At 66.8% G+C, this 17,625-nt stretch carries 19 protein-coding genes; 5 read left to right on the top strand and 14 right to left on the bottom strand.

Going from position 1 to position 17,625, the window contains the following annotated elements:
* Nucleotides 1-203, bottom strand: a 203-nt coding sequence (locus tag MBELCI_RS19965) for a transposase (protein WP_200861276.1), incomplete at its 3' end; no start/stop codon positions are given.
* Nucleotides 204-606: 403 nt separating this feature from the next.
* On the opposite strand from MBELCI_RS19965, the gene trmFO reads away from it, so the two are divergent.
* The 3 genes from trmFO to gluQRS all read left to right on the top strand — a co-directional run bounded on the left by trmFO (nucleotide 607) and on the right by gluQRS (nucleotide 3,051).
* Entirely contained in the window at nucleotides 607-1,962 is a 1,356-nt protein-coding gene (gene trmFO, locus MBELCI_RS12865; protein ID WP_045320132.1) for a methylenetetrahydrofolate--tRNA-(uracil(54)-C(5))-methyltransferase (FADH(2)-oxidizing) TrmFO, read from the top strand.
* A gap of 63 nt (nucleotides 1,963-2,025) precedes the next feature.
* Nucleotides 2,026-2,211, top strand: coding sequence for a hypothetical protein (locus MBELCI_RS12860; RefSeq protein ID WP_021694668.1), 186 nt, complete (start codon nucleotides 2,026-2,028; stop codon nucleotides 2,209-2,211).
* Nucleotides 2,212-3,051: a tRNA glutamyl-Q(34) synthetase GluQRS gene (gluQRS, locus tag MBELCI_RS12855; protein ID WP_021694667.1), complete on the top strand. Its 840-nt coding sequence runs from the start codon at nucleotides 2,212-2,214 to the stop codon at nucleotides 3,049-3,051.
* A gap of 35 nt (nucleotides 3,052-3,086) precedes the next feature.
* Here gluQRS and hisI read toward each other — a convergent pair whose 3' ends face one another.
* Entirely contained in the window at nucleotides 3,087-3,443 is a 357-nt protein-coding gene (gene hisI, locus MBELCI_RS12850) for a phosphoribosyl-AMP cyclohydrolase (RefSeq protein WP_045320128.1), read from the bottom strand.
* Nucleotides 3,444-3,509: 66 nt separating this feature from the next.
* Here hisI and MBELCI_RS12845 point away from each other — a divergent pair, with 66 nt between their 5' ends.
* The gene (locus tag MBELCI_RS12845; protein ID WP_021694665.1) at nucleotides 3,510-3,980 is read left to right on the top strand and encodes an iron-sulfur cluster assembly scaffold protein; all 471 of its coding nucleotides are present in this window, start codon (nucleotides 3,510-3,512) and stop codon (nucleotides 3,978-3,980) included.
* Nucleotides 3,981-4,159: 179 nt separating this feature from the next.
* On the opposite strand, the gene MBELCI_RS22350 is transcribed toward MBELCI_RS12845, so the two are convergent.
* From MBELCI_RS22350 to sciP, 5 genes are all read right to left on the bottom strand, one after another.
* Nucleotides 4,160-4,282 (bottom strand): hypothetical protein, encoded by a 123-nt coding sequence (locus MBELCI_RS22350; RefSeq protein WP_021694664.1) that lies wholly within the window; start codon nucleotides 4,280-4,282, stop codon nucleotides 4,160-4,162.
* A 124-nt stretch (nucleotides 4,283-4,406) separates the two neighbouring features.
* Nucleotides 4,407-6,497 (bottom strand): ATP-dependent DNA helicase RecG, encoded by a 2,091-nt coding sequence (recG, locus tag MBELCI_RS12840; protein ID WP_162833749.1) that lies wholly within the window; start codon nucleotides 6,495-6,497, stop codon nucleotides 4,407-4,409.
* Between the two features lie 2 nt (nucleotides 6,498-6,499).
* The gene (gene ligA, locus MBELCI_RS12835) at nucleotides 6,500-8,671 is read right to left on the bottom strand and encodes an NAD-dependent DNA ligase LigA (RefSeq protein ID WP_021694662.1); all 2,172 of its coding nucleotides are present in this window, start codon (nucleotides 8,669-8,671) and stop codon (nucleotides 6,500-6,502) included.
* A 100-nt stretch (nucleotides 8,672-8,771) separates the two neighbouring features.
* Complete coding sequence (ctrA, locus tag MBELCI_RS12830; RefSeq protein ID WP_045320127.1) at nucleotides 8,772-9,485, bottom strand: response regulator transcription factor CtrA; 714 nt, start codon at nucleotides 9,483-9,485, stop codon at nucleotides 8,772-8,774.
* A gap of 70 nt (nucleotides 9,486-9,555) precedes the next feature.
* The gene (sciP, locus tag MBELCI_RS19960; protein WP_081698583.1) at nucleotides 9,556-9,858 is read right to left on the bottom strand and encodes a CtrA inhibitor SciP; all 303 of its coding nucleotides are present in this window, start codon (nucleotides 9,856-9,858) and stop codon (nucleotides 9,556-9,558) included.
* A 152-nt stretch (nucleotides 9,859-10,010) separates the two neighbouring features.
* Here sciP and mnmA point away from each other — a divergent pair, with 152 nt between their 5' ends.
* Nucleotides 10,011-11,150, top strand: a complete 1,140-nt coding sequence (gene mnmA, locus MBELCI_RS12825; RefSeq protein WP_021694660.1) for a tRNA 2-thiouridine(34) synthase MnmA — start codon at nucleotides 10,011-10,013, stop codon at nucleotides 11,148-11,150.
* A gap of 43 nt (nucleotides 11,151-11,193) precedes the next feature.
* Here mnmA and lpxB read toward each other — a convergent pair whose 3' ends face one another.
* From lpxB to MBELCI_RS22345, 7 genes are all read right to left on the bottom strand, one after another.
* Nucleotides 11,194-12,342, bottom strand: a complete 1,149-nt coding sequence (lpxB, locus tag MBELCI_RS12820; RefSeq protein WP_021694659.1) for a lipid-A-disaccharide synthase — start codon at nucleotides 12,340-12,342, stop codon at nucleotides 11,194-11,196.
* The gene (locus MBELCI_RS12815) at nucleotides 12,339-13,124 is read right to left on the bottom strand and encodes an LpxI family protein (RefSeq protein ID WP_021694658.1); all 786 of its coding nucleotides are present in this window, start codon (nucleotides 13,122-13,124) and stop codon (nucleotides 12,339-12,341) included. Before MBELCI_RS12815 ends, lpxB begins: the two co-directional genes overlap by 4 nt.
* Nucleotides 13,125-13,129: 5 nt before the next feature.
* Entirely contained in the window at nucleotides 13,130-13,912 is a 783-nt protein-coding gene (gene lpxA, locus MBELCI_RS12810; RefSeq protein ID WP_021694657.1) for an acyl-ACP--UDP-N-acetylglucosamine O-acyltransferase, read from the bottom strand.
* Nucleotides 13,912-14,388, bottom strand: a complete 477-nt coding sequence (gene fabZ, locus MBELCI_RS12805) for a 3-hydroxyacyl-ACP dehydratase FabZ (RefSeq protein ID WP_021694656.1) — start codon at nucleotides 14,386-14,388, stop codon at nucleotides 13,912-13,914. The genes lpxA and fabZ overlap by 1 nt, the downstream gene beginning before the upstream one ends.
* A gap of 86 nt (nucleotides 14,389-14,474) precedes the next feature.
* Nucleotides 14,475-15,020, bottom strand: a complete 546-nt coding sequence (locus MBELCI_RS12800) for an OmpH/Skp family outer membrane protein (RefSeq protein WP_021694655.1) — start codon at nucleotides 15,018-15,020, stop codon at nucleotides 14,475-14,477.
* An 88-nt stretch (nucleotides 15,021-15,108) separates the two neighbouring features.
* Nucleotides 15,109-17,400: an outer membrane protein assembly factor BamA gene (bamA, locus tag MBELCI_RS12795; protein ID WP_500778223.1), complete on the bottom strand. Its 2,292-nt coding sequence runs from the start codon at nucleotides 17,398-17,400 to the stop codon at nucleotides 15,109-15,111.
* A 94-nt stretch (nucleotides 17,401-17,494) separates the two neighbouring features.
* Nucleotides 17,495-17,620 (bottom strand): hypothetical protein, encoded by a 126-nt coding sequence (locus tag MBELCI_RS22345; protein WP_021694653.1) that lies wholly within the window; start codon nucleotides 17,618-17,620, stop codon nucleotides 17,495-17,497.
* Between the last annotated feature and the right edge of the window lie 5 nt (nucleotides 17,621-17,625).

Genomic DNA, 17,625 nt, shown 5'->3' with positions numbered 1-17,625 from the left:
GATTTGCGCAACATCGCCATCGACAAGCAGAACTGTATCGCACCCTCGGAGAAAACAGGGGGACGTCCCGGCCGTCCCTCACGCGGTGCGAGCCACGTCATCACCCGGTCCAGCCAGATCAGCAGAGAGCCGCGCTTCCGCAGCGCGGCGTTGTAAGCGGACCAGTTCGTCGTGCAGTAGCGGGCAGGCATGGGCTTCGTCATGCCCGCCCATCTAAGCGGCTGATCCGCTATGAAAACCGTCAGGCGGGGAGTTCTGCAACAACGCCACGGCAGGGTAGACTTGAGAAAGGTTCAGTTGCTTGAGCTTCTTGACCATACGATCTCCGATCTGTCGGTATTGATCTGTCAAGAAGTCCTCCGGGACCGAAAGGGATGTTGGCCGTTTTTCCCGGCGACGAAATCCCAGAGCGATTTTTCTGCTTGCTGTTGCGCCGGGACAAAAGTCCCGCAGCCTGTGTAAGCAGCCCTGAAAAATATACACCTAAAATCAAACGGCTACCGAGGATTTTCTCGGTAGCGTTGCAGTTGCGCCCCAAAAGCCGGAATGAGCCAGGACCACCGGACGGGGCTTTTCTTTGCCCGCCGCTGCGCCTATCTGGGCGCCATGACAGAACCCCTTCATATCGTCGGCGGCGGCATGGCCGGCTCCGAAGCCGCATGGCAGGCCGCGAACGCCGGCATCCCCGTCATCCTGCACGAGATGCGACCCAAGGTGGAAACCTTCGCGCATCGCACTGGCGACCTCGCCGAAATGGTCTGCTCCAACTCGTTTCGCTCGGACGACAGCGAGCAGAACGCCGTCGGTCTTCTGCACTGGGAAATGCGCGCGGCGGGCGGTCTCATCATGTCAACCGCCGACCGGCACCGCCTGCCCGCGGGCGGGGCGCTGGCGGTGGACCGCGATCCCTTTGCCGCTGATGTCACCGCGCAGCTCAAGGCGCATCCGAACGTGATGGTGAGCTACGATGAGATCACCGAGCTCCCCGAGACCGGGCACTGGATCTTCGCCACCGGTCCGCTGACCTCGCCTGCGCTGGCCGAAGCGATCTCGGCCGTGACCGGCACCGGCGCGCTGGCGTTCTTCGACGCCATCGCCCCCATCGTCTATGCCGAGAGTATCGACATGTCGAAGGCGTGGCTGCAGTCACGCTATGACAAGGGCGAGACGGAAGAAGAGCGCACCGCCTATATCAACTGCCCGATGACGAAGGATGAGCACGAGGCCTTCATCGACGCGCTGCTCGCCGCCGACAAGGCCGAGTTCCACGAGGGCGAGACGGCGGGCTATTTCGACGGCTGCCTGCCGATCGAGGTGATGGCCGAGCGCGGCCGCGAAACGCTACGCCACGGGCCGATGAAGCCGGTGGGCCTGACCAATCCGCATGACCCAAAAAACAAGCCCTATGCCGTGGTGCAGCTGCGCCGCGACAACAAGCTTGGCACGCTCTACAACATCGTCGGCTTTCAGACCAAGATGAAGTACGGCGCACAAACCGATGTTTTCCGGATGATTCCTGGGCTTCAGGAGGCGAAGTTCGCGCGGCTCGGGGGGATTCATCGCAACACTTTCCTGAACAGCCCGACACTGCTTGACGGGGAAATGCGGCTGCGCGCCCAGCCCAACATCCGCTTTGCCGGACAAGTCACTGGTGTCGAAGGATATGTCGAAAGCGCGGCAATGGGCCTTCTGGCCGGTCGTCTTGCCGCCGCCGAGATCATGGGTCACACGGTGCCCGCGGTGCCGCAGACCACGGCGATGGGCGCGCTCGTCACCCACATCACCGGCGGGGCCGAGGCCAAGACGTTCCAGCCGATGAACGTGAATTTCGGGCTGTTCCCGCCGCTCGACGGTGTGCGCGGCGGCCGTCGCGGCCGCAAGGACCGCTATAAAGGCTATACCGACCGCGCCAAGGAAGACTGGCAAGGCTGGCTCGCCGCGCAGGAGATGGCGACCGCCTGAGGGCTTGCCTCGACGCCTCCGGGACCACATCTCGGGGGCAACCCCAAGCGGAACGGATTTCACATGCTCTACATACTTGCCCTGCTCCTGCCGCCTGTCGCCATCATGCTGACGGGTCGGGTGATCCTCGGTCTCGTGGTTCTGGTGATCTGGTTTCCTGCGATCCTGATCTCGGGAGGTCTCGGCCATCCGATCTTCATCTTGCTGGCATGGCTGGTCATCCATCAAAGCGCAGTCAAGCGCGGCTGAATGCGCGTCACTCGCTTTGCCCCGTCGCCCACCGGGCCGCTGCATCTCGGACATGCGTTCTCAGCCCTGACAGCGGCGGCGCGGGCGCAAGGCGGGACGTTCCTGCTTCGGATCGAGGATATCGACAGGCAGCGGTCAAAGCCCGAATGGGAGCGGCGCATTCATGATGATCTGCGCTGGCTTGGCCTCGCATGGCCCGAACCGGTGCTGCGCCAGTCCGAAAGGCTCCCCGCCTATCGCGCGGCGCTGGAGCGGCTCTGGGCCGAGGGGCTCCTTTACCCGTGCCATTGCAACCGGCGCGACATCCTCGACGCGGCCTCCGCGCCGCAGGAGGGAGGTCCGCGCCTTGGCCTCGACGGGGTGATCTATCCCGGCATCTGCCGGGGCCATGATCGATCCGGCCCTCTTCCCGCCGACGTGCCGCTGCGGCTCGACTTGGCTCGCGCCGCAGCGCGCCTTCGCGACCCGCTGCGCTGGACAGAGACAGGCGAGGAGGCGGGCGAGCGCAAGATCGCGACCGACACCTTGATCGACAGCATCGGTGACCCGGTTCTGGCGCGGCGCGGCATGGGCACGTCCTACCACCTTGCCGTAGTGATCGACGACGCAGCGCAAGGCATTACCGAGGCGGTGCGCGGTCGCGATCTTATCGAGGCGACGCCGCTGCATGTGCTGCTGCAGCGGCTCTTGGGCCTGCGGGTCCCGGACTACCACCATCATCGGCTCATCCGCGATGAAACAGGCCGCCGCCTTGCCAAGCGCGACGATGCGCGCGCGATCCGTCTTTACCGCGACGGGGGGGCGACCCCCGCCGACATCCGGCGCATGATCGGCCTCTAGGCCACGTCGCTCCAGGAATACTCAAATCCGACGCGTCACGTCATCGGCTTTGCGATCTCGACTTCGTCACCCTGCCGCAACGCGGTGTAGAAACAGTTGCGACGCCCCGTGTGGCAGGCCGGACCGGATTGTTCGACCTGCAGGAGCAGGCAATCGCGATCGCAATCGATGCGCATCTCGATCAGCACCTGCTGGTTGCCCGAGGTCGCGCCCTTTTCCCAGAACTCCTGCCGCGAGCGTGACCAATAGGTGACCCGACCGCTTGCGAGGGTCTTTTCGATCGAGGCCGCGTTCATCCAGGCCATCATCAGCACCTCGCCGGTGCCCGCCTCCTGCGCGATGGCGGGAATGAGGCCGTTGGCGTCGTAGCGAAGCGTCTTGGGGTCGAACATCGGCACAAACCTTTTGCATCCCGGAGCGTCGTGCCTATCTAGAGGGACGACAGAGAAGAGGCAAACATGACCGAGCGTGCCAGCGGCGAGACCGACCTGATCAAGCTCTATTCGCAGCGCATCCTCGCGCTGACGACCGAGATGCCCCTGACCGACCGGCTGGAGGCGCCCGACGCCACGGTGCGCCGCCGCGCCCCTCTGTGCGGCTCGACCGTGACGGTGGACGTGACGGTCGAGAACGGCGCGGTCACCGGCTATGGCCAGGAAGTGAAGGCTTGTGCGCTGGGTCAGGCGGCGGCGGCGATCGTCGGCGGCGCGGTGATCGGGCGCGACCATGCGGAACTGGCGCGGGCGCGCGATCAACTTCGCGCCATGCTGGCCGAGAACGGCCCGGTGCCCGACGCGCCCTTCGAGGGTTTCGAAGTGCTGCAGCCCGCGCGCGACTATCGCAACCGCCACGCCTCGATCCTACTGGCGATCGAGGCCGTCACGCAGGCGGTTGAAGAGGTCGGCGCCCGACGCAGCGCGACCGGCTGATCCAAGGCCGTCCTCGTACCAAAAAAACCGCCGCGCACCCCGAAGGGTGGCGGCGGCAGAGGCAGGACCCTCCGGGGATCCGGTCGCACGCCGGAGCATGGCTCCATGCGGCGGACGGGCGATCCGCCGCGATGACCCGCGGGATCGGGCTGCGGCGACCGGTAAAGGGTCCGGGCAGATCAGATCAGGCCGGGCAGCCACAATCCGACGAACAACAAGAGCATAAGAGACGCCGCGCCCAGCGCGTCGGCGACCAAGGTGTCGCGAGAGCGGTGCATCACCAGTTTGAGTTCCTGTGCCATCCGCGTCTCCTCTCTCTGCGCTCCTGTTGCCGCTTTGTTCCCATATGGGGCAACGCCTGTAAAGAACTTTATAAGAACATCCTGTTCTTATCCGGCCAGCGTATTGTTACAAAACGGAAGTTTCCTAGCCGACCGAGATCAGGCGGATTGCCCGGTCCTGCTCCATGAGCCAGAGGAGAACACGCGCGGAACGTCCCCGTTCGCCCTGAAGCGCGGAGTCGATTGTCAGCAGCGTGCGCGCATCGCTCTGGGCAAGCGCCATAAGCCCGGCATGACGTTCGAGATCGGCGATGCGGAATCGCGGCAGTCCGGATTGCGCGGTGCCGATCACGTCGCCCGCACCGCGCATCGACAGATCCTCTTCCGAGATGCGAAAGCCGTCCTCGGTCTCGCGCATGATCTCCAGCCTGCGCCGCGCGGTTTCGCCCAAGGGCGGCTGGTACATCAGCAGGCAGGTGGATTTGGCGCTGCCGCGTCCGACCCGTCCGCGAAGCTGGTGCAGCTGTGCAAGGCCGAAATTCTCGGCCCGCTCGATCACCATGATCGAGGCGGCGGGCACGTTGACGCCCACCTCGATCACCGTGGTCGCGACGAGCACCTTGGTCTCGCCCGCGACAAAGCGCGCCATGGCGGCGTCTTTCTCGGCGGGCGGCAGTTGCCCATGCACGATACCGACCACCCCTTCGCCCAGCGCGGCGCGAAGATGCTTGAAGCGTTCCTCGGCCGCGGTCATGTCCGAGACCTCGCTCTCCTCGACCAAGGGACAGACCCAATAGGCTTGGCGCCCCTCGGCCACGGCGGCGCGCAGCTTCTCGACCACCTCCCCCAAGCGTTCGGTCGAGACGAGCGCAGTGGTGACGGGAGAGCGTCCGGGCGGCTTTTCATCGAGCACGCTCACGTCCATGTCGCCATATTGCGTGAGCGCGAGGCTGCGCGGAATCGGCGTGGCGGTCATCACCAGCACGTCGACGCCGCGCCCCTTGGCGCCAAGCTCCATACGCTGCGCGACGCCGAAGCGGTGCTGCTCGTCGATCACGGCGAGGCGCAGGTCGCGGAACTCCACATCCTTCTGGAACACCGCATGGGTGCCGACGAGGATCTGGATACGCCCCTCGGCGAGGGCTTCGAGCTTGCGGCGACGCTCGCTCCCCTTGTCGCGCCCGGTGAGAAGCTCGATCACCACGCCCGCGCTTTCGGCGAGCGGATGCAGTCCTTCGAAGTGCTGTCGGGCAAGGATCTCGGTCGGGGCCATCATCACGCCCTGCCCGCCTGCCTCCACCGCGATCAGAAGCGCCATCAGCGCCACCAGCGTCTTGCCCGAACCGACATCCCCCTGCAGCAGCCGGTTCATCCGGGATTGCCCCTCCATGTCGCGGGCGATCTCGTCGACGGCGCGGGCCTGTGCCCCCGTGGGTGCATATGGAAGTGCGGCGAGCACGCGCCTGCGATACCGCCTGTCCCCCAGGCTCGGTCGTCCGGGGCTTCGGCGCGCGGTGGCACGGGCAAGAGCAAGAGTCAGCTGATGCGCCAGCAATTCGTCATAGGCGAGACGCAGCCGCGCGGGGTGCGTGGGCGAGAGGTCATTGATGCTCTGCGGTGCATGGGCCTGATCGAGCGCCTCTTTCCACGAGGGCCATCCCTCGCGCGCACGAAGTCCGGTGTCGATCCATTCCTCAAGCTCGGGCGCGAGGCCCAGCGCGGAGCGGGCGGCGCCGGTCATCTGCCTTTGGGTGATGCCGTTCGAGAGCGGATAGACCGGCTCGAAGGCAAGGATCTCTCCCTCCCTCTCGACGGGCAGTACATGATCGGGATGCACCATCTGCGCCAGCCCGTCGAACAGCTCGACCTTGCCCGAGACAATGCGCCGCTCTCCCAGCGGCAACAGATCGGGCACGTAGCTTCCCCGCGCGTGGAAGAACACGAGCTGGAACGCGGTCTCGGCATCCTCGACGGTGACGCGCCAAGGCCGCCCCTTGTTGGCGGGGGGATGATGGCGCACCACCTCCACCTCGACCGTGACCACGGTGGGCGGCACCACGTCGTGGATGCTGCGCTTGCGGGCGCGGTCGATCCCCGAATGCGGCAGCGTCAGGAGCACGTCGCGCGGCCGGGCCAACCCTGCGGCCTCGAAGGCGGGCACGGTCTTGGGGCCGATGCCCTTGAGCTTCTGGATGTCCCCGAAGAGCGGGAACAGGATCTCCGGCCTGCCCTTCACGCTCATGCGTCGCCGATCAGCGCAAGCCAGCCGTCCTCGTCCAGCACCTCGACGCCCAGGGCTTCGGCCTTGGCCGCCTTGGAGCCGGCCCCCGGCCCCGCGACGAGAAGGTCCGTCTTGCCCGAGACCGAACCCGCGACCTTGGCGCCAAGCTGCTCGGCGCGGGCCTTGGCCTCGGCGCGGGTCATCTTTTCGAGCGTGCCGGTGAACACCACCGTCTTGCCCGCCACGGGGCTGCCGTCGGTCTTGGGCTGCTCGGCCGGCTGGATGTCGAGCTGCGCCACCAGCCGGTCGACCGAGCCACGCTCCCCCTCCTGACTGAGGGAGGTCACGAGGCTCACCGCGACGGTGAAGCCGATGCCGTCGATGCCGGTTATCTCGGCCCAATGCGGGCTCTCGGTCAGGGCGCCCTTGCGCGCCTTGTCGTCCTCGGCCTGCGCGGCGGGCTCCTGCGCGGCGGCATCGACGGCGGCGATCAGCGCCTCCCATGTTCCGAAGTGCCGCGCCAGCACATTGGCCGCTACCTCGCCCACATGCGCGATGCCCAGACCGAAGAGCATCCGTCCCAACGGCACGCGCCTTGCCGTGTCGATGGCGTCGAACAGTGCCGCGGCCGACTTCTCGCCCCATCCCTCGCGGTTCTTGAGCTGCTGCATCCCCGTCCCATAGCGCTCGCGCAGGGTGAAGATGTCGGCGGGCTCGCCGATCCATCCGTCGCGGTGGAACTGCTCGACCTGCTTGGCCCCCATGCCGTCTATGTCGAAGGCGGCGCGGGACACGAGATGGCGCAGCTTTTCCACCGCCTGCGCAGGACAGATCAGCCCGCCGGTGCAGCGGCGGATCGCGTCGCCTTCCTCGCGCGGGGCCGCCGAGCCGCATTCGGGACAATGATCCGGGAACACATAGGGAACACTGTCTTTGGAACGGCGGTCGAGATCGACATCGGCGATCTTGGGGATCACGTCGCCGGCACGGTAGACCTGCACGCGGTCGCCTTCGCGGATATCGCGCCCCTCGCGGATCGCCATACCTTTGGAATCGCGGCCCGCAATATAGTCCTCGTTATGCAGCGTCGCATTTGAGACGACGACGCCGCCCACTGTCACGGGCTTGAGCCGCGCCACGGGGGAAAGCGCACCGGTCCGACCCACCTGGATCTCGATCTTCTCCAGCGTGGTCCAGGCCAGCTCGGCGGGAAACTTGTGCGCCAGCGCCCAGCGCGGCGTGGTCGAGCGCATGCCGAGACGGCGTTGGAACGACAGGTCGTCGACCTTGTAGACGACGCCATCAATGTCATAGCCCAGATCGGCGCGTCTCGCCTCGATTTCGCGGTAGGCGTCGATCATCTTCTGAGGGGTGTCGCAGCGCCGGGTCATGGGGTTGGTGCAAAAGCCGAGTTCCCGCAGGCGAACAATGGCGTCGAACTGATGCGTGGCCAGCGGCGCCGCCAGCTCGCCCCACGCATAGGCAAAGAACCGCAGCGGCCGCATCCTCGTGATCTCGGGATCGAGCTGGCGCAGCGAGCCTGCGGCGGCGTTGCGCGGGTTGGCGAAGGTCTTGGAACCGCGCTCGGCGTGGCGGGCGTTGAGGACGGCGAAATCGGCATGGCTCATATAGACTTCGCCGCGCACCTCCAGCACCTCGGGCGCGCCGTCGAGCCGGTCGGGAATGTCATCGATGGTGAGCGCGTTGGCGGTCACATCCTCGCCCACGGCCCCGTCACCGCGCGTGGCGGCGCGCGCCAGACGCCCCTGCTCATAGCGCAGCGACAGCGACAGCCCGTCAATCTTGGGCTCGGCGGTGAAATCGAGCGGCGCATCCTCGGCGAGGCCGAGGAACTTGCGCACGCGCATCGCGAACTCGGTCACCTCCTCGTCGGTGAAGGCATTGCCCAGAGACAGCATCCGCACCGCGTGGGACACCTTGCCGAAACCGTCGGCCGGGGCGGCGCCCACCTGTTCGGTTGGGCTGTCCTCGCGCTTGAGGTCGGGAAAGCGCGCCTCGATCTCGGCATTGCGGCGGCGCAGCGCGTCATAGGCGGCATCGCTGATCTCTGGCGCATCGCGCTGGTGGTAGGCGGCATTCGCCGCACCGATCTCCGCGGCGAGACGCTCGATCTCCTCGCGTGCCTGAGCTTCGGTGAGTGCCGCGACCTCGATCGCCGCCAAATCCATGTCCGCCGTCAAAGCCGTCTCCCGGTCGCCGTCGCGGACTGTTCCATCCGCGTGGCGAACTTAGAAGCCCTGTGCGGGAGCGTCCAGATGCGAGCCGGGGTCAGGCACCGATGGCGATCGGGGGCGTTTGCGTCAACGGCTCGGGGTCGCGCAGCACGTAGCCACGGCCCCAGACCGTCTCGATGTAATGCTCGCCCCCCGTCGCCTGAGCCAGCTTCTTGCGCAGCTTGCAGATGAAGACGTCGATGATCTTCAACTCCGGCTCGTCCATGCCGCCATAGAGGTGGTTGAGGAACATCTCCTTGGTGAGAGTCGTGCCCTTGCGCAGGCTGAGAAGCTCCAGCATCTGGTACTCCTTGCCCGTCAGATGCACTGCCTGCCCGGCGGCCTTGACCGTTTTGGCGTCGAGGTTCACCGACACCTCGCCGGTCGTGATGACCGATTGCGCATGCCCCTTGGAGCGGCGGATGATCGCATGGATGCGCGCCACCAGCTCGTCGCGGTGAAACGGCTTGGTCAGGTAGTCGTCGGCCCCAAAGCCGAAGCCCTTGAGCTTGCTTTCGGTGTCGTCGTCGCCCGACAGAATCAGGATCGGTGTCTCGACCCGGCTGAGCCTGAGCTGGCGCAGGACCTCGTGCCCGTTCATGTCCGGCAAATGCAGGTCCAGAAGGATCAGGTCGTAGTCGTACAACTTGGCCAGATCGATCCCCTCCTCCCCCATGTCGGTGGCATAGACGTTGAGGTTCGCATGAGTGAGCATCAATTCGATGCTTTTCGATGTGGCCGGGTCGTCCTCGACTAGCAAGACGCGCATTCCATCCCCTCCGTGATCGGCTTGACCGTTGCAGGGCAGTAAGCCAGTTGACGGTTAATTCCGTATTACCTTAAGGCAACTCTGATGCTTCATCCTCAGGTTGTCTATACCTTTGTACAGTTGTGGCTTTGAGAGCCGCCGTTCCGTAGCGTCCGACGAGCCGCTCCCAACTGGTGAGCTCCTCTTCGGAGAGCCGATAGGTCCGGATCGCATAATCGCGCGATATCAACCCGGCGGTGATTGCGAGCAGCAGTTGCGCCTTTCGCGACGCGACCCAGCGCTCCGTATCCGGCGGTGGCAGATCGGCGCGCGTCATGACGCGTCCATCGGGCAGCGTTACCGCATGTCGGCCTTCGGTCTTCTTCAGGTACATTCTCACCTCCGTTCGCCCCGGGGCAGACCTTGCCCAAACGGAGCTAAGGAGCCGTGAAGCGAGGGGGTTGAGAATGGGTGCCATTTTCATATATTGCGGCGCGATCACCCGCCTCGCGCGCCTCCCCTCCCTCTCGCGCCAAGGATCGCCCCATGCCGCTGGACACCGCACTCAATTCGCTGGGCTTCGCCAAGCCCGCCTCCGACACCCGCGTCGTCGTGGCGATGTCGGGCGGCGTCGACAGCTCGGTCGTGGCCGCCCAGCTCAAGGAAGAGGGCTACGACGTGGTGGGCGTGACGCTGCAGCTCTACGACCATGGCGCGGCGCTCGCCAAGAAAGGGGCCTGCTGCGCGGGCCGCGACATCCACGACGCGCGCCGCGTGGCCGAGAGCATGGGCTTTCCGCATTACGTGCTCGACTACGAGAACACCTTCCGCGAGGCGGTGATCGACGAGTTCGCCGACAGCTACCTTGCGGGCGCGACGCCGGTGCCCTGCATCCGCTGCAACGAGCGGGTGAAGTTCAAGGACCTGCTCGCTACCGCGAAGGATCTCGACGCCGACTGCATGGCCACCGGGCACTATATCCGCCGCGAGATGGGCGTGGCCGGCGCCGAGCTGCATTCGGCCGCCGACGCGAACCGCGATCAGAGTTATTTCCTGTTCTCGACCACGCAGGAGCAGCTCGATTACCTGCGCTTTCCCCTTGGCGGGCTGGCCTCCAAGGCCGAGACCCGGGCGCTGGCCGCGCGCTATGGCCTCTCGGTCGCCGACAAGCCCGACAGCCAGGACATATGCTTCGTGCCCGACGGGAACTATGCCGCCGTGATCGAGAAGCTGCGCCCCGGCGCCGCAGAGCCGGGCGAGATCGCGCATGTCGACGGGCGCATCCTCGGCGAGCATCGCGGGCTGATCCACTACACGGTGGGCCAGCGGCGGGGCCTCGGGATCGGCGGGCTCGACGAGCCGCTCTATGTGGTGAAGCTCGATGTCGAGGCGCGCCGCGTCATCGTCGGTCCCAAAGAGATGCTCGCGACCCGGCGCGTGCCGCTGCGCGAGATCAACTGGATCGGCGGCGGCGGCTTCACCGATCAGGCCGAGCGCGAGGTTCTGGTGCGCGTCCGCTCGACCCGCCCGCCCGCGCCTGCGGTGATCCGGCCGCTCGGCGCGACCGAGGCCGAGGTCGAACTGCTGTCGCCCGAACAGGGCGTCTCGCCGGGGCAGGCTTGCGTGTTCTATGCGCCCGAAGGTAGCCGAGTGCTTGGCGGCGGCTGGATCTGGAAGGGCCGCTGAGGCGCAATCCTTCGGATTAGCTGAAAATCCTCGGCAGAAACCTTCAGCGTGCGCGGTCGAGAATCGAGCGCGCGGCCCTCAGACCCGGCGCTTCACCCCCTGCTCCGAGGCGTTTCATCGTCTCATGCAACGCCGCGCGCTGAGCTTCGGGCCGCTCGAGCACGCGCAGCAGCGCCCGGCCGATCGGCTCGGGGCTGCAGTCCTTGCCGATGTACTCCGGCACGCTTCGCGTTTCGCTCACGAGGTTCACCAGCGTCACCGTATCGGTAAGCAGCATCCGCCCGATGATGACCCGCGACACCCAGCCCATGTCATAGGCCACGACCATCGGCGTGTCCGCCGCCGCAAGTTCGAGCGACACCGTGCCGGAGGCGGCGAGTGCCACGTCTGCGGCACGGAAGGCCGCGCGCTTCTCCGCACCGTGAGGGTCCTGCGCGGGATCGATCAACAGGGGTGCCACCGACCAATGCCGCGTCTCGGCGCGGACCAGATCGACGACAGGTGCTGCGCAGGGCAACACGACGCGCGCCTCCGGCAGGGCCGCCTGCACCCGCGCCAGCGCCGCGCCGAAGGTTTCGGACAGGCGCTGCACCTCGCCCCGGCGCGATCCGGGAAGCGCCAGCAGGAGGGGTGCGTCGCCAATGCCGTGCTGTTCGCGGAACGCGCGCGCCTCACTGTCGTCGGCCTGCGGATCGGTGACGACCGGATGGCCGACGAAATCGCACTCCATCCCGGCGGCTTCCATGTAGGGCGGCTCGAACGGCAAAAGCGCCAGCACCTGATCGATGCTGCGCGCCATCTTGGCCGCCCGGCCCGGACGCCAGGCCCAGACGCTCGGGGCGACGTAGTGGACGCAGCGCACCGGCGCGCCCGCCGCCTTGACCCGCCGCGCCACGCGCAGGCAGAAATCCGGGCTGTCGATGGTGAGCAGGATGTCGGGGCGGGTCTCGATCACGGCCCGTGCCGTCTCGTCGAGACGACGCATCAGCTGGCGGTAGCGCGGCAGCACCTCGGCGATGCCCATCACCGACAGCTCCTCCATCGGAAAGAGGCTCCTAAGCCCTTCGCCTGCCATACCGGGACCGCCGATGCCGTCGAAACTCACCTCGGGCGACAATTGCCTTAGCCCGGCCATCACCGCCCGGCCCAGCCGGTCGCCGGACGGCTCTCCCGCAATGACGAAGACTCTCATGCCCGCACCAAGAGCGCGATGCCGTGGCGGTCGGCGGCGGCGAGGGTGGCGTCGCGGTCGAGCAGCATGACGCCGCCCGCCTCGATCACGATGGCCGACAGTCCCGCTTGCGCCGCACCCTCGATCGTGCCGGGGCCAATCACCGGCAGGTCGGCGCGGCGATCCTGACCGGGCTTGGGCGCCTTGTAGAGCAGGCCCCCCGTCGCCTCTCCGCCGGAGAGGCTGCGCAGCATCCAGTCGGTGCCGGGCAACGCCTCGACCGCAAGACAGAGCCCGCCGCGCACCACGCAGGCCTGACCGACATCGGCCACGGCCATCGCGCGATGCACGGACGCTGCGCGCCGCGCATCGGCCTCCTGCGCATCCGTGACGGCAACGGCCCCTAGAATACCCGGCGCGGGCAGAAGCCCGGGGGCAATCTCGTGGGCGGCGCGCAGGGCGAACCCCTCATCCTCCAGAAGCGCCATCACCGCCCGAAGCGTGGCGTCATCGCCCTGCCCCATGGCCGCCATGAGGCGCGGTACGAGCGGCGCGGTGGCCGCGTCGATGGCACCGGGGTCGATCTCGGGCCGGGTCATCGCGCCGGCAAGGCAAATCTCGTTCACGCCGCGCGCCCGCAGATCGGCCAGAAGCGTGCCAAGGGTCTCGATCCTGTAGCCGAGGCGATGCGTTCCCTCGGGCACGGTCACCGGCACGCCCGCCATTTCGCAGACCAGCGCCTCGGGCCGATGGGCGAGGATCGCGCCCGGAAGCGCACCGGTCCCGGCAAGAAGCGCCAGCATCCGATTCAACCCTGCGGCGTCAGGAACTGCCGGTCGCTCTGAGCCGAGACGAACTCCGACAATTCACGCACGAGGTCGCTTTCGATGGCGCCAAGCCCGGCGGCGCGCTCGTGGAAGGTGCCCCCGCCCTCTTTCAGCGCGCGAAAGGCCCCGCGCAGCGCGGTGATCTCCTCGCGCGAGGTGCCGCGCCGCTTGAGACCGACGAGGTTCAGCCCATCGAGCCGCCCCCGCGGGCCTTGGACGAGGCCGAAGGGGATCACGTCGTTGGTCACCATCGTCACCGCGCCGATGATTGCGCCGCGACCGATGCGCACCCACTGGTGGATGCCGCAAAGCCCGCCGACGATCACGTCGTCGCCAATGTCGCAATGCCCGGCGATGGCGGCATGGTTCACGAGGATCACCCGGTCGCCCACCCTCACGTCATGCGCCACATGGCATCCCGCCATCAGCAGGCAATCGTCGCCGATCCGCGTCTCGGCTCCGCCACCGGCGGTGCCGGTATTGATCGTCACATGCTCGCGGATACGGTTGCGCGCGCCGATCCGCAGGCGCGTATGCTCGCCGCCGAACTTCAGGTCCTGCGGGATCTCGCCGATCACCGAAAAGGGAAACACCACCGTGTCCGCGCCGATCCACGTGTCGCCGGTGACGACGACATGGCTCTTGAGCTCGACGCCATCGGTAAGAACGACCTGCGGCCCGACATGGCAGAACGGACCGACGCGGCAGCCGTCGCCGATCCGCGCGCCGTCCTCGATCACGGCCGAAGGGTGGACATCGCTCATCAGCCCTGCAGGTCCATCATCGCGGTGAATTCGGCCTCGGCGGCCATTTCGCCATCGACTGTCGCCACGCCCTTGAACTTCCAGACCTTGCCACCCGGCTTGCCGCGCGTGGTCTCGACCTTCATCAAAAGCTGATCGCCGGGGACGACCTTGCGGCGGAACTTGGTGTTGTCGATGCCCATAAAGTAGATGAGCATGTTGCCATCCACGAGGCCCATGGTGGTGCCGACCATGACGGCGGCGGTCTGCGCCATCGCCTCGATGATGGTGACGCCGGGCATGATCGGATTGCCGGGAAAATGGCCTTGGAAATGCGGCTCGTTCATCGTGACATTCTTGATGCCCGTCGCGGTCGAGGTGCCGTCGATATCGACCACGCGGTCGACCAGCAGAAACGGGTAGCGATGCGGCAGGATGCGCTGGATCAGCTGGATGTCGGCGGTGGTGGGCGTGCCCGTTTCGGGGGTGTCGGTCATGTGCTTTGGGTCCTTCCCGTCGGGGGCATGTGTCGCGATCTGAGTAGCAAGCCACGCCTGAGGCGGCAAGCCGGGCCGCCCGCGTCCTAGCGGTCCTGCGCCGGGACGGCCGTGGGAGCGGCGTCGGACTGGGCTGCCTCGGGGACCGGCAGGTCCGACCCGTTGCCGATCTCGGCATCGACCGCCGCGATGGCCGCATCGGTCACGTCGACCGCCCCCGTCGAGAGGAACACCGCCCGGCGATCGAGGATCACCGCGGCGCCGCGCGCCATCATCACCTGTCCCAGCGTCGGACCGATCGCCGCGAGAAACCGCTCGCGGCCAGCGGCCGCCTCGAGTTGCAGCGCCCGCTCCTTGGCGTCGCGCTCGCGGCGGATCTCCTGCACCCGCGCATCGAAGGCCTCGGCCTCCTCGCGGAAGGCCGCGGGCTCCATGCCCGGGCGGCGCCGGGTCAGGCTCTGTTCTTCGGCGGTCAGTTCCGCCTCAATGCGGCGATTTTCCTCGATCAGCGCCTCGGTTTCGGCCTGCAGGTCGGTGGCGAGGGCTTGGCCGAACAGGCTTTCGGCGAAAAGCCGGTCGGTGTCGAGCACCACGACACCGCCCTGCGCCGCCGGATCGACGGCGGGCGGCACGATGACGGGCTCCGCACGCTGCGCCGCGGCCGGCCCCGCGAGGCAAGCCAGCAGAGCGCAGAGCACCTGCCTGCCGGACGCGCACGCATCAGAACCGCGAGGAGATGGTCAGGTCGAAGTTGCGGGTCTCGTCTTCCGCCTCGGATTGCAGCGCTTCGGTGAAGTTGAAGCGCAACGGCCCAAGCGGCGTGTCCCAGAAGACCGAGGCCCCGACCACCGCGCGCGGCGTGTAATCGTCGTAGAGGACAAGGTCGGGATCGCGGCCGCGCAGGTCGCCCACCTCCCAGACCGAGCCGTAATCGACGAAGGCGCCGCCGCTGATACCGTAATCCTCGGGCAAGCCGAGTGGGAACTCGGCCTCGAGACGGGTCACGGCGTATTTGTTGCCTCCCAAGGCGTCTTCGGTCTCCGCGTCGCGCGGACCGATGCCGCCGGGTTCGAAGCCGCGCATGATCCGGCTGCCGAGGAAGAAACGATCGGTCACCCGGGTGCTTCCATCGGAGGGGTTGAGCATGCCGCCCTCGATGGTGGCCCGCAAAAGCACGTCCTCACCGAAGACCCGCGTCTCGGCCGAGGCCAGCGCCGTGGTCTTGACGAAGGCCTCGTCGCCCACGCCGAACTCCTGACCGAAGCGCAGCACCACGCCGGTGTTGGGGTCGAGCCCCGAGCGGCGGGTGTCGTAGCTGTAGGCGTAGCCCAGCGAATTGGTCCAGACACCCGCCTCGGCCTGCTCGGCGATGATGATCGGGCTGGCATCGTCCATGTCGACATCGGTGATGTCGGTGTATTCGGCGGCATAATAGGTCTGCAGCCGCCCATTCTCGCTCACCGGGAAGGTGAAGGAGGGCGAGATGCGGAAGGTGTCCGTGTCGTAAAGCGCCGAGTCGTTGTCGGTCGAGCGGTAGTCGACGCCGAAGCCGAAGCGCAGGTCGCGGCCGAGGAACGCGGGCTCGGCGAAGTCGAAGGAGACGACGCGGTTGCTCTCGCTGGTCGAAAGATCGAGGCTGAAAAGCTGGCCACGACCAAGGAAGTTGCGCTCCTTGAAGCCCGCGACAAGGCCGAAGCCGTTATCGGTCGAGTAGTTGGCGCCGAAGGAAAGCGAGCCCGTGGGCTGCTCTTCGACATCGACGTCGATCACTACGGAGTCGGGCGTGCTGCCGGGACGGGCGTTGACCTGCGCGTCGGCGAAGTAGCCCAGGGCGCGCACCCGCTCGGCGCTCTCGCGGATGGCGCGCGGGTTGAAGGGGTCGCCCTCGACGGTGCGGAACTGCTGGCGCACGACGCGATCGAGCGTGGTGGAGTTGCCCTCGATGTCGATGCGCTCCACGAAGATCCGCTCGCCCCGGCTCAGGACATAGGTCAGGTCGAGCGACAGGGTGCGCGGGTTGCGTTCGATCTTCGGCTCGACCCGCAGGAAATCGACGCCGTCGCGGATCGCGATGCGCTCCATGCGGGCGATGTCGTTCTCGAGATCGGTGGGCGAGAAGAAGTCGCCCTGATCGATGCGGATCGCCTCGTTGAACCGGCTGGCGTCGAGGCCGGGAATGGCGCTCGCGACCTTGACGCTGCCGATCGAGAAGCGCTGTCCCTCACGGATGTTGAAGGTCAGGAGGTAGGCGTCACGCGCACGCGTCAGCTCGGCGTCGACATCGAGGATCTCGAAATCGACATAGCCGCGCGAGCGGTAGAAATCAGTGAGCATCTGCCGGTCGAAGGCGATGCGGTCGGCAACGAAGGTGTCGCTCTTGATGAGCTGGCGCAGCAGCCCGGCCTGACGGGTCGCCAGAACGCCACGCAAGCGGCGATCGGAAAAGTCGCGATTGCCGGCGAAGGAGATCCGCTCGATCTCGGTCACGCCGCCTTCGGTGATCTGGTAGACCAGATCGACGCGGTTGTCGGAACGCTCGATCAGCGCGGGACGGACGGTGGCGCTGATGCGGCCCCGCTCGGCATAGGCGCGCGCGATGGCATTGGCGTCGGCCTGTGCCTCGGCGGGGTTGTAGACGCGCCGCTCGGTTGCCGAGACCAGCGTCGCAAGCTCGCTGTCATCGACCTTGGCGTTGCCTTCAAAGCTGATGCGGTTGATTGTCGGAAACTCGGTCACCGCGATGACCAGCCGCCCGCCTTCCGGGCGCACCTCGACCGACTCGAACAGGCCGGACTCTCGGATCCGCTGGCTTGCGTCGTTGAGCGCGGCGGCGCTGACCGTTTCGCCGCGCGAGATGCCCGCATAGGTGAGGATGGTGCCGGTCTCGATCCGGCGGTTGCCCTCGACCGCCACCTCGTCGAAGCTGAAATCCTGCGCGAGCGCGGGGGCCACGGCGCTGATCGCGGCGATGAGCGCGGCCACGCTGGCGGCACCTGTCAACTTGCGCGCCAAGGCGCCTCTGCTTCGAGCCGTCATCGTCACCATCCCTGCCACGCGTCGTTTCTTATAGGAGGGAAGTATCGGGACATGACGGCCTTGTCAAAAGCTACGGTGCCGCGAAATGGACCGAAACCGCCAGTGCGCAGGCGATCGCCGCGGGAAAAAGCATCCGGTCCAGATGCATGAGCAGCAAGAACCGCAGGCCGATATCGGACTTCGTCGGAAACATCATTGGAC

The sequence above is a fragment of the Limimaricola cinnabarinus LL-001 genome, assembly GCF_000466965.1.
GTDB classification, from domain to species: Bacteria; Pseudomonadota; Alphaproteobacteria; order Rhodobacterales; family Rhodobacteraceae; genus Limimaricola; species Limimaricola cinnabarinus.
This window is presented reverse-complemented; position numbering and strand designations above follow the sequence as displayed.

Excerpts from the sequence above, each read along its gene's own strand:
- MBELCI_RS22350 (WP_021694664.1), bottom strand. The coding sequence starts at position 4,282 with ATGGCACAGGAACTCAAACTGGTGATGCACCGCTCTCGCGACACCTTG.
- gluQRS (WP_021694667.1), top strand. The coding sequence starts at position 2,212 with ATGCGCGTCACTCGCTTTGCCCCGTCGCCCACCGGGCCGCTGCATCTC.
- mnmA (WP_021694660.1), top strand. The coding sequence starts at position 10,011 with ATGCCGCTGGACACCGCACTCAATTCGCTGGGCTTCGCCAAGCCCGCC.
- MBELCI_RS12845 (WP_021694665.1), top strand. The coding sequence starts at position 3,510 with ATGACCGAGCGTGCCAGCGGCGAGACCGACCTGATCAAGCTCTATTCG.
- trmFO (WP_045320132.1), top strand. The coding sequence starts at position 607 with ATGACAGAACCCCTTCATATCGTCGGCGGCGGCATGGCCGGCTCCGAA.
- MBELCI_RS12860 (WP_021694668.1), top strand. The coding sequence starts at position 2,026 with ATGCTCTACATACTTGCCCTGCTCCTGCCGCCTGTCGCCATCATGCTG.
- hisI (WP_045320128.1), bottom strand. The coding sequence starts at position 3,443 with ATGTTCGACCCCAAGACGCTTCGCTACGACGCCAACGGCCTCATTCCC.
- ligA (WP_021694662.1), bottom strand. The coding sequence starts at position 8,671 with ATGGATTTGGCGGCGATCGAGGTCGCGGCACTCACCGAAGCTCAGGCA.
- MBELCI_RS12815 (WP_021694658.1), bottom strand. The coding sequence starts at position 13,124 with ATGCTGGCGCTTCTTGCCGGGACCGGTGCGCTTCCGGGCGCGATCCTC.
- lpxB (WP_021694659.1), bottom strand. The coding sequence starts at position 12,342 with ATGAGAGTCTTCGTCATTGCGGGAGAGCCGTCCGGCGACCGGCTGGGC.
- MBELCI_RS22345 (WP_021694653.1), bottom strand. The coding sequence starts at position 17,620 with ATGATGTTTCCGACGAAGTCCGATATCGGCCTGCGGTTCTTGCTGCTC.
- fabZ (WP_021694656.1), bottom strand. The coding sequence starts at position 14,388 with ATGACCGACACCCCCGAAACGGGCACGCCCACCACCGCCGACATCCAG.
- sciP (WP_081698583.1), bottom strand. The coding sequence starts at position 9,858 with ATGTACCTGAAGAAGACCGAAGGCCGACATGCGGTAACGCTGCCCGAT.
- ctrA (WP_045320127.1), bottom strand. The coding sequence starts at position 9,485 with ATGCGCGTCTTGCTAGTCGAGGACGACCCGGCCACATCGAAAAGCATC.
- lpxA (WP_021694657.1), bottom strand. The coding sequence starts at position 13,912 with ATGAGCGATGTCCACCCTTCGGCCGTGATCGAGGACGGCGCGCGGATC.